The sequence below is a fragment of the Planktotalea sp. genome (genome assembly GCF_039984035.1).
Classification (GTDB): Bacteria; Pseudomonadota; Alphaproteobacteria; order Rhodobacterales; family Rhodobacteraceae; genus Planktotalea.
Map to the genome: position 1 here is coordinate 1 of NZ_JBDWVM010000090.1, position 13,102 is coordinate 13,102.

Sequence of the window (13,102 nt, forward strand, 5' to 3'; positions counted from 1 at the left end):
CTGATATTTGACTGGCAACGCGCCTAGCATGACGTTAGCCATTGGGCAAACAAGGAGTTGATCAATGTTCTATCGCCCGGAAGATGGCCATGGCCTGCCGCACAATCCATTTAACGCTATTGTCACGCCTCGGCCGATCGGTTGGATATCTACCCGTGACAAAGACGGGTGCGATAATCTTGCGCCATATAGCTTTTTTAATGCCACGGCCTATGTGCCGCCACAGGTCATGTTCGCCTCAACTGGCAGCAAAGAAGATCGCGGAGAGACGAAGGATAGCGTCGCTGTCATTCGCGAAACGGGTGTCTTTTGTGTGAATATCGTTTCTGCCTCATTGCAAGACGCAATGAACATTTCGTCAGGCACTTACGCCGCGGGTAGCGATGAATTTGTTCAAGCGGGATTGGACAAAGCCGAGTGCGATACGATCAACGTCGCTCGGGTGGCTGCCGCCCCAGCCGCCCTTGAGTGCAAGATGACCCAGATCATAAAACAGGAAGGCGCAAACAATTTCCTCGTACTCGGGGAAGTCACCGGCATCTTTATGGCAGACGATTGCATCAAGGGCGGGCGTTTTGATGTCACGACGTTCCAGCCGCTCGCACGCATGGGCTATCGCGACTACACCGTTGTCAAAGATCTCTTTGAACTAAAACGCCCCGACGATTAACGCCAGGGCTGAATTTTTTAGGAATTGGAAAGCGGGCGTTAGGACGCCCGCAATCAAAGGTCAGTGACCGCCCAAGATACCCGTGCGAACCTGATAATCGACCGCGATCTCATAATCAGGATCATCGTCACTATCGATCATCAGATGGCCAGAATTATTGAGCAAACCATGACAATCGCGGCTTAGGTGGCGCAGTTGAATACGCTTGCCAGCCTCTTCATATTTCGCGGCCACAGCTTCAATCGCCTGTAACGCGGATTGATCCACAACGCGGCTGGCTGCGAAATCAACGATTACTTCCTTCGGATCGTCCTGCACATCGAACAACTCGATAAAGCCGTCAGAGGAGCCAAAGAACAACGGACCTTGAATTTCATAAACCTTCGCTCCGTCGACAGTCGCTGACGTTCGCTCAATTGCGTGAATGCGGCGCGCGTTGTTCCATGCATAGGCCAAGGCAGACACGATCACACCGACCACAACGGCAACCGCAAGGTCAGAGTAAACCGTGACAACCGTCACCAAAATGATGACGAAAGCATCTGTCAGCGGCACGCGGCGCAGGATCATCAGAGAGTTCCACGCGAAGGTGCCGATCACGACCATGAACATCACGCCGACAAGAGCCGCTAGTGGGATGAGTTCGATCACAGATGAGCCAGCAACGATGAACAGCAACAAGAAGAGCGCAGCCGCGATACCGGCAATCCGCGTGCGGCCGCCAGATTTAACGTTGATCATCGATTGCCCGATCATTGCGCAGCCACCCATGCCACCGAAGAAGCCAGTCACAGTATTCGCGATACCCTGCGCGATGCATTCCTGCGAAGCACCGCCGCGTTTGTTGGTGATTTCACCGACAAGATTCAAGGTCAGCAAGCTTTCGATCAAACCAATCGCAGCCAAGATTACGGCATAAGGCAGGATAATTTCCAACGTTTCCCAATTCAGTGGAACCGTTGGAATGTGCCATGTGGGCAAGCCACCTTGGATCGAAGCAAGATCGCCAACGCGCGGAACATCAAGGCCAAAAGCGATGACGACAGCAGCGACGAGACCAATACCTGCAAGCGGCGCTGGGATAACCTTGGTGATGCGCGGCATCACCCAAATGATCGCCATTGTGCAGCCTACAAGCGCAAGCATCAGCATAAGCGGACCACCTGAAAGCCATTCGCCGCCAGACATGCCATGGCCTGTGTTTACGACCGTACCTGGCACTTTGAACTGCGTCAGCTGTGCAAGGAAAATAACAATCGCCAAACCATTCACAAAGCCAAGCATAACGGGATGCGGCACCAATCGAATAAACTTACCCCATTGCATCGCGCCCGCGAAAATCTGCAAGAATCCCATTAAAACGACAGTCGCAAACAGGTATTCAACACCGTGCTGCGCAACCAAAGCCACCATCACAACCGCCAAAGCGCCTGTTGCGCCGGAAATCATGCCCGGGCGACCACCGATCAACGCTGTGATCAAACCGACCAAGAACGCCGCATACAGACCAACCAGCGGATGAACACCCGCAACAAAGGCAAAAGCAACCGCTTCAGGCACGAGCGCTAAAGCAACGGTTAAACCGGACAAAAGCTCAATACGTAGGCGCCCAAAAGAAAACCCTTCGTCCGGCATCCAACGCAGATCGGGCGGGGTTATGTGATTGGCGAATGCACCGAGAATAGCTCGTTTCATGGGATAACCTGTCTTTCGGGGAGTCATTTGTTAGCGCTCCCTAACCTAAGCGACACTCAAAGAACACCCCCAACGCGCCGCACAAAACGCCGCGCGAGGGCGTTTCAAGCGTTTTCATTCAGCGAATGCCCCGTTAGCCTAGATTTCAAACACATTCAGATAAGGCGACGCACAATGAAAGAGACGATGATCGGTGTTATTGGTGGCTCTGGGATCTATGATATCGACGGGCTAGAAGACGCCAAATGGCAATCCGTGGACAGCGCCTGGGGCACGCCGTCTGATGAAATCCTCACGGGCTCATTGAACGGGGTCAAAATGGCCTTTCTGCCCCGCCATGGCCGTGGTCACGTGCATTCGCCAACCACCGTTCCTTACCGCGCCAACATCGACGCTTTGAAGCGCATTGGCGTGACAGATGTCATCTCCGTTTCCGCCTGCGGCAGCTTTCGCGATGAAATGGCACCCGGTGATTTTGTAATTGTGGATCAGTTCATCGATCGCACCTTTGCGCGGGAAAAATCCTTCTTCAGCACGGGCTGCGTAGCGCATGTCTCCGTAGCCCATCCAACCTGCCCGCGCCTGTCCGAGGCTTGTCATACAGCCGCCAAAGACGCGGGCATCAAGGTACACATGGGTGGCACCTATCTTGCTATGGAAGGTCCGCAGTTCTCGACGCTCGCTGAAAGCAAGATGTACCGTGAGAGCTGGGGCGCAGATGTCATCGGCATGACCAACATGCCAGAAGCCAAGCTCGCCCGCGAAGCAGAGCTTTGCTATGCCTCCGTAGCGATGATCACCGATTATGACAGCTGGCATCCTGATCACGGTGAGGTCGATGTGACTGCAATTATCGCCACGCTTATGGGCAATTCTGAAAAGGGCCGTGATCTGGTCAAACGCCTCCCCGCGCTGCTTGGTGCGGAGCGCGAGGATTGCGAGCACGGCTGTGACAAGGCGCTCGAATTTGCAGTGATGACCGCGCCAGAAAAACGTGATCCTGAACTGGTTGCGAAATTAGACGCAGTTGCAGGACGGGTTCTCGGATAATGGATATATCTCTCTGGTTTGCGTTTGCTGCCGCTTCTGTCGCACTGCTTTTGATCCCTGGCCCAACGATCCTGTTGGTTCTCAGCTATGCGCTCACCCAAGGGCGCAAGGTTGCGGTTGCGACGGCTTCTGGTGTTGCACTTGGTGATTTGATCGCAATGACCGCGTCGCTTATAGGGCTTGGCGCACTCATCGCGACCTCGGCCTTTGCGTTCAATATCGTGAAATGGATTGGCGCAGCCTACCTTCTCTACCTCGGCATCATGATGTTCAAAAATGCGCCTAAGGTAGGGGCTGGCCTTGTGGAAACCGACAGCCATGCCACGCCTAAGCGGGTTTTCTGGCATTCGGCTTTTGTCACGGCACTAAACCCGAAAAGCATTGGGTTCTTCATCGCGTTTGTACCGCAGTTCATTTCTATTGAGGCCGCCTATGCACCCCAAGCTGCTATCCTTATCGCAACGTTCGTGGCGCTGGCCGCGATGAATGCATTTGCCTATGCCTTGCTCGCGGACATGATGCGCGGTCAAATTGCGCGCCCCAAAGTGATGCGTCGATTGACCCAAGCAGGTGGGTTGGCGTTGATCGGCATGAGCGCGGCGACTGCGACGCTGCGGCGCGCATGATCAGGATTACCTGCGCGATTTGGCTTGCCTTCACGGCCAGCGCAAATGCGCAGGAATATCTGTCGGCAACAAAGGCGCTGAGTAACGACGATTTCTACAATCTCGTCGCTTGTGCGGCCCCACCAGACGGTACTTGCGCCAAACCCCTTGTGCGTTGGGACAGGACAGAACTGACCATCGGGATCACCCGCATGGACAAGATCTACCTCGGCGGCAAAAAGAAACGCGCGGAAGCCGCCTTGGTGCGCGCGATCCAAGAAATCAACGCAGCAGGTAGTGCGATACAGCTCACCCAAAGCGAGGATAATCCAGACATCCCTATCCTCTTCCTTGATATGCCTGCGCGCTTAAACATCGAAAATTCAGGATTTCCCAACCTAGACGGAACGCCCATTTCAGGTGCAGGCGTTCGGGTCATGGCCAAGGACGGCATCATCCAGAACGCTGTCATTATCTTCACCCGCGATATGCAGCGTCGCGCCTATGAAAGCGCACTGCTTGAGGAGGTGATCCAAGGGCTTGGCCTTCTCACCGATATTGGTGGCCCCTATTACGAAACCCGCTCAATTTTCTCTCAAACCAGCAACGCGCTGACGAAACTCGGGCCGCAAGACATCATGGCCCTTGGCCGCCATTACCCAACGCGTTAACAAGTGCCTGATTTCAAAAGGACGCGCCCCATGAAAACCGTACAAGACTACATCCGCACGATCCCCGACTTCCCACATGAGGGGATCATGTTTCGCGATGTCACCACGCTTTTCTCTGATCCGCGCGGCTTTCGCATGGCGATCGACCAACTGCTGCACCCCTATGTGGGCGTTAAGATTGACAAAGTTGTTGGCCTTGAAGCGCGCGGTTTCATTCTAGGAGGCGCAATCGCTCATCAGCTGAGCATCGGCTTTGTCCCTGTGCGCAAGGCAGGGAAATTACCCGGCAAGGTCATCAGCCAAGATTACAAGCTCGAGTATGGCGAAGCGACGGTTGAGCTGCATGATGATGCCATCGAAGCGGGCGAAAAAATCCTTGTCATCGACGATCTGCTCGCAACAGGCGGGACTGCTGAAGCAGGGATCAAACTGATCGAACGTTTGGGCGGTGAGATTGTTGGTTGTGGCTTTGTGATCGACCTCCCCGAGCTAGGTGGCCGCGCAAAACTCGAAGCGCTTGGCGTCGATGTGAAAGCTCTGTGTAGCTACGAAGGTCTTTAGGACGACAATCATCCCGCGCGCTTAACTTTTTAAACTCAGAGCTAAGCGCGCGTTTGGATTGTAGTTTTTCCTACAGCCAGCCCGCATTCAATTGGCGCTGATGGGCGACAATCGCATTGCGCATCAAGATTGCGACGGTAACAGGCCCGACACCGCCGGGCACGGGGCTGATCCAACCTGCAATCTCTTTGACAGCGTCAGTATCCACATCTCCGACGATTTTAGTTCCTGCGTCGCTCTCGATCTGGTTAATGCCAATATCGATGACAGCCGCGCCCGGCTTGATCATATCTGGACCCACGAGATGGGCTTTTCCAACGCCCACAACGACGACGTCAGCGCGGCGCGAATGCATCGCAACGGAGCGGGTCATGTGATGGCAAACAGTGACGGTGCACCCCTCTGCCATCAACATCATGGCGGCCGGTTTACCGACAATCTCCGAATGGCCGATCATGACGACTTCCAGACCTTCCATCGTCAAGCCAGTCTCTTTGATCAACTCAACACTTGCGGCTGCAGTACACGGCGCCAAAGCGACGTCCGAATAGACGATATTACCAATCGATGCTGGGTTCATTCCTTCGACATCTTTCAAAGGGTGAATGGCCGATTGAAGGGATCGCACATTGATGTTGTCCGGCAAAGGGCGCTGCAGAATAATACCAAGAACGGACGAGTCGTCATTCATCTCCAAAATGCGCTGTTTGCATTCGTCTTGGGAAATATCAGCGGGCCAGCGCAACTGCTCAAAGGGAAGACCGGCTTGCTCCGCGCCGCGCGCTTGGTTTCGCACGTAAACGTCTGCTTCTGGCGTGTCACCCACTAGGATCGACACCAAACGCGGCATGTTGGCGACTTTGGACGTATAGTCCTTCACCTCTTGAATGATCCGCTTTTTAACAGCGACCCCATCGATCAGTCGATTGTCTTTCACAATAGGTCCCTTCCCTATTTTGCCACGCAATGTATCGATCCGGTGGATTCGATAAATGAGGCATTCAATGCCTAAGGTTTCATTCAGGAGCTACTTGGAAACGCCAACAAACACGGCGCTTCCGACAGGTTGCCAAAAAGTTAGGCAATGAACAACGTGTTCTTGCGCCGTTTAACTCTCCAAAGGCAAAACCGCGCCCGGGTTCATGATGCCATTCGGATCGAGCGCCGTTTTGATCGCGCGCATTGCTGCGAGCTTTGCTTGATCACCGTATTTTTGTAGATCACCCGTTTTCAGGCGCCCGATGCCATGTTCTGCGCTGACGGATCCAGACAGCTCATGCACCAGATCATGGACCGCGGCTTTCACTTCATCACGCTGGTGCTTGTAATCTTGAGGCGACTTTCCCAATGCGGGAAAAACATTGTAGTGCAAGTTGCCGTCGCCCAAGTGACCAAAGCAGTTTATCCGAAAATCACCAAGCCCTGCGAGGATATCGCCAGCCCGTGAAATAAACTCGGGTAGCAAGCCAATAGGCACCGAAATATCATGCGAAGATACAGACCCGATACGTCTGTTCGCCTCGGGAATATGTTCTCTGACAGACCAAAAATCAGCGCGCTGGCCTACCGATTGCGCGATGAGGCCGTCACTCACCCAACCTGCTTCAAGGCCCGTTTCGAAAAGAGCTTCAAGCGCCGTGTCAGGTGATAGTCCTTGCGCGAGGCCAACTTCAATCAGCACGCTCCACTCCGGGCTTTCCTCAAAGGGCAGCCGAATATCCGGCAAGCATTCTTCGAGAAAATCAAAACCCTGCTTGTGCATTATTTCAAAGGCGCTGATCCCATCGCCGAGTTGATTGCGTGTTTCATTCAGCAGAGCAATCGCTGCATCGGGGTCTTCAACAACCATAAAAGCCGTGCCCTCTCCCGCAGGCCTTGGGCTCAGCTTTAGCGCGGCAGCGGTGATGATCCCCAGTGACCCTTCTGCTCCGATCAGCAAATTACGCAGATCATACCCTGTGTTATCTTTGCGCAGCCGTGACAAGCCATTCCAGATCGTGCCATCAGGCAGCACAGCTTCTAACCCCAGACACAAATCGCGCGCGTTGCCATAGCGGAGTACGTTCACACCACCCGCATTGGTCGCCAAGTTCCCGCCAATGCGCGCCGTTCCTTCCGCTGCCAAAGACAGTGGGAACAACCGATCCACGTCCTGAGCGGCCGCTTGCACATCGGCCAATATGGCACCAGCTTCGGCGATCATAACATTCTCTTCGGGAAAGACGTCGCGAATTTCTGTCATCCGTTCGAGGGAAACAATCAAAGGACGTGGGCCCTCTGCCGAGATTTGACCGCCCACCAAACCTGTCCCACCGCCATAAGGGACGATCCCGACGCGTTCCTCGTTCGCAAGGCGCACTATTTTCGAGAGTTGCTGCGCATTGTCAGGCAGCGCGATCAACGTGTCTTGCCCTTGGTAGCGTCCGCGCGGCTCCTCAAGATATCGAGGTTCGGACTTTTTAACAGACACCTCAGGCACAAGGGCGCGTAGCTTATTCTCAAACTCTTCTGATACCGAATTCAACATGGCCGACATTCCTTAATGCAACTGAAATCGCGTCGTTATCCGACGTGCGTGCGCCCTCTTCGATCCATGCGCAACGCTGAGTAGAGCACATGCGTGCGCCAACGCCCATCGATCTGCAAATAGGCCTGCGCCACACCTTCGTATTTGAAACCTGAACGTTCCAACAAGCCTCTGGATGCTTTGTTTTCGGGCAAACACGCCGCCTCTAGTCTGGATAGATCTAGGCGTTCAAACGAATAGTGCACCATGGCAGCAATGGCTTCGCCCATATAGCCTTGGCGCGCATATTGCTCACCGACCCAATACCCAAGCGTGCCGCATTGTGCTGGACCACGGCGAATGTTGTCCAATGTGATCGCGCCAAGAAGCGCGCCATCTTCGCGCCGCTCAAGGAACAAAGGCAGTGCTGTACCAGCCGTGCTAGAGCGCTGCGCCCAATAGACCCGATTGGTAAAAGCCTTGCGCGTCAAATGATCGTCGGCCCATGTGGGCTCCCACTTCATCAAGAAGTCAGCGTTGTCAAACCGCAGGTTGGCCCAAGTGCGAAAATCCCCATGCGCAGGCAAACGCAACGTCATGCGCTCCGTTTCCAATCGGATTTTACGACGCACTCTCAACATTAAGCAGCGCGGCCCGCCAATAGCTCGTCCAAGCTAGGCGCGCGTTCTACAGGACCATAGAGCGCCATCGCGGCAGGTGCTTGCCCCGCAAGGTTCGCGGCAAAGCCTTTGACGCCCTGCATCGTAACGGAATCGATCATGGCAATCGTTTCTTCCAATGGCGGAATGCGATCCCAAATTTGCATCAAACGCGCAAGACGCTCGGCGCGGCTAGATGGGCTTTCAAGCCCCATCAACATACCTGCCTTCATTTGCGCACGCGCGCGTGCAACTTCGGTTTCGCTCATATCGTCAACGCTTCGCGCCAGTTCGTTCATCGTCAGCTGAGCGAGTTCAGGCAATTGTTCTTCACTCGTGCCGGCATAGATCGTCGTCAGACCTGTATCGGAATAGGCGCCAGTTTGTGCGAAGATCGTGTAGCATAGCCCCCGCTTTTCCCGAATTTCTTGGAACAGGCGGCTCGACATGCCCCCACCCAAAGCAACGGAATAGATTTGTGCAGTATAAATCTCGTCGTCGCGATAACCGGGTCCTTCAAATGCCAAAGCAAAGTGCGCTTGCTCAAGCGTTTTGCTGACGCGGCGCTCGCCGCCCTTAAAGGCAGCACCCAAAGCATCATTGGCAACGCGGTGCTCAAGACCACCAAACAGCTCTTCTGCCATGCGCACGATTTCGTCGTGATCCACATCGCCAGCAGCAGATAGGATCATCTGCGAAGGGCCATAATGCTCATGCACAAAGCGGCGCAAATCCTCACGTGAGAAACTGCGCACGCGTTCTTCAGGACCAAGGATCGTGCGACCAATCGCTTGTTCTGGATATGCTTCATCTTGGAGCCAATCAAAAATCACGTCGTCCGGCGTATCAAGCGCTTGGCCGATTTCTTGCAAAATCACACCGCGTTCGACCTCGATCTCGTTCTCGTCAAACACTGGGTTCAACAAAATGTCCGAAATCACGTCCAGCGCCAACGGCACATCTGCGCCAAGCACGCGCGCGTAGTAGGCTGTGACTTCGCGGCTCGTATAGGCGTTGATGTATCCACCCACATCTTCAATCGCTTCAGCGATTTGCAATGCGCTGCGCGTCTTGGTCCCTTTGAACGCCATATGCTCAAGAAAATGCGCGATACCGTTCTGTTCAAGCCGCTCGTTTCGACCGCCTGCAGTGACCCAAATCCCGATAGAGGCTGATTGCAGGCCGGGCATTTTTTCAGTCACAATACGAAAGCCGTTGGACAGCTTGTGGGTTTTGACGTTCATTCAGAAATACGCTCGCGGATAAGGGATTGCAGGGCGCCAAGGTCATTTGGCGCGCGTGTGACGCGTTCTTCACGCTCGAAGAGGTCTGACATGCGTGGTGGCAATGCAGGGCGCACACCCGTTGCAGCCTCAACCGCGTCAGGGAACTTCGCAGGGTGCGCGGTTGCGAGCGTGATCATCGGTGTGTCTGTGATCTGCGTCTCCGCAACAGCAACGCCAATCGCGGAGTGCGGACAAAGAACCTCGCCCGTTTCCGCCAAACCGCGTGTGATCATCGCAGAGGTTCCCGCCTCATCGACCATGCCGCTGTCGTAATTTTCTTTGAGCGCGCCCATGGCGTTTTCAGAGATGCTGAAACCGCCACCGGAGCTCAGATCATCCATCAACCCTTGGATCGCCTTGCCATCCTTGCCATGCGCCCAAAACAGCGCGCGTTCAAAGTTGGAGGACACTTCGATATCCATCGAAGGAGAGATCGAAGGCTTCACACCTGTCTTTGTATAGTTCGCGGATTCCATGCAACGATGTAGAATATCGTTCTGGTTGGTCGCGATCACGAGACGGTCAATGGGAAGGCCCATCTGCTTGGCGATGAAGCCAGCGAAAATGTCACCAAAGTTGCCTGTTGGCACGGTAAAGCTGACCTTGCGATCCGGTGCGCCAAGGGATGCAGCCGTTGAGAAGTAGTAAACCACCTGCGCCAAAACACGCGCCCAGTTGATGGAATTCACGCCCGCGAGCTTCACGCCATCGCGGAAATCAAAATCATTGAACATGTCTTTCAGGCGCGCTTGGCAATCATCGAAATCCCCGTCCATCGCAATAGCATGCACGTTGCTTTCGTTCGGCGTCGTCATCTGACGGCGCTGCACTTCGGACACGCGACCATGTGGGTAGAGAATAAAGACGTCGACAGCTTCAAGACCGCGGAAGGCCTCAATCGCCGCAGAACCCGTATCACCGGAAGTGGCGCCAACAATCGTGACGCGCTTGCCTGAACGTTTCAGTGCGACCTCGAACATTTGACCGATCAACTGCATCGCAAAATCTTTAAACGCGAGCGTTGGGCCGTGGAACAATTCCATCAAGAAATGGTTCGGCGCTAGTTGCACCAACGGCGCACGCGCGGCGTGCCCAAAGCCCGCATAAGCGCGATCAATGCAGCCTTTGAATTCTTCGTCCGTAAACGTATCGCCGACAAAGGGGCGCATAACACGAAACGCGACGTCCTCGTAGCTTAGTCCAGCAAGGGCGCGCATATCTTCAACGCTCATCTGTGGGATCGTTTCTGGCACATAAAGTCCGCCGTCGCGCGCGAGCCCTGTGAGCATCGCTTCTTCAAACGAAAGGACCGGCGCTTCGCCGCGTGTGGAAACGTATTTCATTATGAACCCTTCTGCGCGCTACGACCGCGCCATAAGAACGTCAATGTCATGATCAGCCAAATTAAGGCTAACGAAAACCATGTGATTGCATATTGCAAATGGTCATTTGGAATACCTGCCGTATCCACGGGAAGTGGTGCTACGGGATCATTTTGCAGGCTGGTTGAGCGTGCAACAAGGTAGATCGGTTCTGCCTTTAGATGCGCCGCCATTGCCTCCACATCCCGCGCGAACCAAATCTCTGCTTTCAGGTCAGGTTCCGGGATGGAGCTATGGGTTTCATCAGGCCAATGCAGATTGCCCTCGACATTTGCCGCGCCAATTGGGCGGTCTGCATTTTTCTGATCCACTTTGACAAAACCGCGATCCAATAGAATGCGCCGCCCCTGCCCGAGCTCCATGACCGAAATAATGCGATACCCCGCGCCAATTTGTTTTTGCGACACGAGCACATGAATTTCTTCGTCCGTGATTGTGCCAGAGGCCTTCACAGGAAGGTACTTGTCTTGGACCGGATCAACTGTGTCAGGCAGTTCAACCGGTGCGGCAGAAATGCGGGCGTTGATGTCATCGAGGATCGCTTCTTTCCAGCTGAGACGCTGCATTTGCCAAACACCAAGTGACAGCAGAATAGCGACACCCGCTAGTCCGAAGAGCAAAGGAAGAATGAGCCGCGTCAGCATGCGAGAAAGGGATCCATCAATTGAAAAGGCGCATAGGATTTTCATCCCATGCGCCTTGGCTTTTGTCCTGTTGCGGCGTGGGTTTCAAGCCGCAAGTTTCATTCTTAGCCGCCCCAAACGTAAACAGCAGCGAAGAGGAACAACCAAACCACATCAACGAAGTGCCAGTACCATGCCGCAGCTTCGAAACCGATGTGACGTTCTTGTGTGAAATGACCGCGTTGCAGACGGATCAAGCAAACCGCCAAGAAGATCGTTCCGATCACAACGTGGAAGCCGTGGAAGCCCGTCGCCATGAAGAAGTTCGCACCATAGATGTTACCGGAGAAACCAAACGCTGCGTGGCTATATTCGTAAGCTTGGAAGCCTGTGAAGATAACACCGAGAACAACAGCGATAATAAGACCCCATTTGGTGTCCTCACGATTGTTTTCATGTGCCAGCGCATGGTGCGCCCACGTTGCAGCCGCACCAGAACACAGCAGGATCAACGTGTTGATCAAAGGTAGGTGCCAAGGGTCAAACGTTTCAATGCCAACTGGTGGCCAAACGCCATCGATTGCTGGCGATTGTGGTCCCATTGGGTACATCGCGTGTTTAAAGAAGCTCCAGAACCATGCTGCGAAGAACATGACTTCTGACATGATGAACATGATGAAACCATAGCGCAGACCAATGCTCACGACAGGCGTGTGATCACCAACGTGGCTTTCGTTAACAACTTCAGCCCACCAGCCGTACATCACGTACAACACAGCCGCGAGACCGATCAGGAACATCCAAGGACCACTGTCGTGGAACCAAAGAACAGCGCCGAAGAGCATAATAAACGCACCGACCGCAGCAATCAGTGGCCAGAGCGAGGGGTTTAGAATGTGATAGTCGTGGTTTTTTTCGTGTGCCATGGGTCCCTCGTCGGATAGGCTTAGTTATTAATCGTTTCGTTGGGCTGCTCAAGGGCGGCCTGCGCGACCTCCTCAGGCAAATCGATTTCGTAGAATGTATACGAAAGCGTTATTTCTTTGGTATATTTCGCGTCGCGGTCTGTGACAATCTCTGGATCGACATAAAATGTCACAGGCATCTCGACGCGTTCACCGGGTTGCAAGACTTGTTCTTCAAAGCAGAAACACTGGATTTTGTTGAAGAAATAGCCCGCTTGATAGGGTGCTACGTTGTAGCTGGCTTGCCCTGCCACAGGACGGTCTGTTGGATTATACGCCTCGTAAAAGATCAAACCAGTTTCACCGATGCGCATTTCAACCTCGCGCACTAGCGGCTTGAACTCCCACGGCATGCCGCGTTCTTTGGAAGCATCAAACTTAACCGTGATCGTTTGCTCTAGGATTTCATCGCTATCAACAGTGGCAGTG

The 13,102-nt window shown here is 54.0% G+C and carries 14 protein-coding genes; 5 read left to right on the forward strand and 9 right to left on the reverse strand.

Going from position 1 to position 13,102, the window contains the following annotated elements; all coding sequences use genetic code 11:
• Positions 1–64: 64 nt before the first annotated feature.
• Positions 65–670, forward strand: coding sequence for a flavin reductase family protein (locus ABJQ89_RS03980; protein WP_348494972.1), 606 nt, complete (start codon positions 65–67; stop codon positions 668–670).
• A 60-nt stretch (positions 671–730) separates the two neighbouring features.
• On the opposite strand, the gene ABJQ89_RS03985 is transcribed toward ABJQ89_RS03980, so the two are convergent.
• Positions 731–2,365 carry a SulP family inorganic anion transporter gene (locus tag ABJQ89_RS03985; protein ID WP_348494973.1) on the reverse strand — a complete coding sequence of 545 codons (1,635 nt, stop codon included), beginning with the start codon at positions 2,363–2,365 and terminating at the stop codon, positions 731–733.
• Positions 2,366–2,539: 174 nt separating this feature from the next.
• Between ABJQ89_RS03985 and ABJQ89_RS03990 the strand changes: the two genes are divergently transcribed.
• From ABJQ89_RS03990 to ABJQ89_RS04005, 4 genes are read left to right on the forward strand one after another with little or no spacing between them, the layout of a single operon-like run.
• Positions 2,540–3,415: an S-methyl-5'-thioadenosine phosphorylase gene (locus ABJQ89_RS03990; RefSeq protein ID WP_348494974.1), complete on the forward strand. Its 876-nt coding sequence runs from the start codon at positions 2,540–2,542 to the stop codon at positions 3,413–3,415.
• Complete coding sequence (locus ABJQ89_RS03995) at positions 3,415–4,041, forward strand: LysE family translocator (RefSeq protein WP_348494975.1); 627 nt, start codon at positions 3,415–3,417, stop codon at positions 4,039–4,041. The genes ABJQ89_RS03990 and ABJQ89_RS03995 overlap by 1 nt, the downstream gene beginning before the upstream one ends.
• Entirely contained in the window at positions 4,038–4,691 is a 654-nt protein-coding gene (locus ABJQ89_RS04000; RefSeq protein WP_348494976.1) for a DUF2927 domain-containing protein, read from the forward strand. The genes ABJQ89_RS03995 and ABJQ89_RS04000 overlap by 4 nt, the downstream gene beginning before the upstream one ends.
• A gap of 30 nt (positions 4,692–4,721) precedes the next feature.
• Positions 4,722–5,252, forward strand: a complete 531-nt coding sequence (locus ABJQ89_RS04005) for an adenine phosphoribosyltransferase (RefSeq protein ID WP_348494977.1) — start codon at positions 4,722–4,724, stop codon at positions 5,250–5,252.
• Positions 5,253–5,322: 70 nt separating this feature from the next.
• Here ABJQ89_RS04005 and ABJQ89_RS04010 read toward each other — a convergent pair whose 3' ends face one another.
• The 8 genes from ABJQ89_RS04010 to ABJQ89_RS04045 all read right to left on the reverse strand — a co-directional run.
• Complete coding sequence (locus ABJQ89_RS04010; protein ID WP_348494978.1) at positions 5,323–6,189, reverse strand: bifunctional 5,10-methylenetetrahydrofolate dehydrogenase/5,10-methenyltetrahydrofolate cyclohydrolase; 867 nt, start codon at positions 6,187–6,189, stop codon at positions 5,323–5,325.
• Between the two features lie 171 nt (positions 6,190–6,360).
• Positions 6,361–7,779, reverse strand: coding sequence for an FAD-binding oxidoreductase (locus tag ABJQ89_RS04015; protein WP_348494979.1), 1,419 nt, complete (start codon positions 7,777–7,779; stop codon positions 6,361–6,363).
• 35 nt (positions 7,780–7,814) lie between these two features.
• Positions 7,815–8,399 (reverse strand): GNAT family protein, encoded by a 585-nt coding sequence (locus ABJQ89_RS04020; RefSeq protein ID WP_348494980.1) that lies wholly within the window; start codon positions 8,397–8,399, stop codon positions 7,815–7,817.
• Positions 8,399–9,661 (reverse strand): pitrilysin family protein, encoded by a 1,263-nt coding sequence (locus ABJQ89_RS04025; protein WP_348494981.1) that lies wholly within the window; start codon positions 9,659–9,661, stop codon positions 8,399–8,401. Before ABJQ89_RS04025 ends, ABJQ89_RS04020 begins: the two co-directional genes overlap by 1 nt.
• On the reverse strand, positions 9,658–11,046 hold the full coding sequence (thrC, locus tag ABJQ89_RS04030) for a threonine synthase (protein WP_348494982.1): 1,389 nt from the start codon (positions 11,044–11,046) through the stop codon (positions 9,658–9,660). The genes ABJQ89_RS04025 and thrC overlap by 4 nt, the downstream gene beginning before the upstream one ends.
• On the reverse strand, positions 11,046–11,774 hold the full coding sequence (locus ABJQ89_RS04035; protein ID WP_348494983.1) for an SURF1 family protein: 729 nt from the start codon (positions 11,772–11,774) through the stop codon (positions 11,046–11,048). The genes thrC and ABJQ89_RS04035 overlap by 1 nt, the downstream gene beginning before the upstream one ends.
• 59 nt (positions 11,775–11,833) lie before the next feature.
• Positions 11,834–12,634 (reverse strand): cytochrome c oxidase subunit 3, encoded by an 801-nt coding sequence (locus ABJQ89_RS04040; protein ID WP_348494984.1) that lies wholly within the window; start codon positions 12,632–12,634, stop codon positions 11,834–11,836.
• Positions 12,635–12,654: 20 nt separating this feature from the next.
• Positions 12,655–13,102 (reverse strand): cytochrome c oxidase assembly protein (locus ABJQ89_RS04045; RefSeq protein WP_348494985.1); only part of this gene is annotated, 448 nt, incomplete at its 5' end.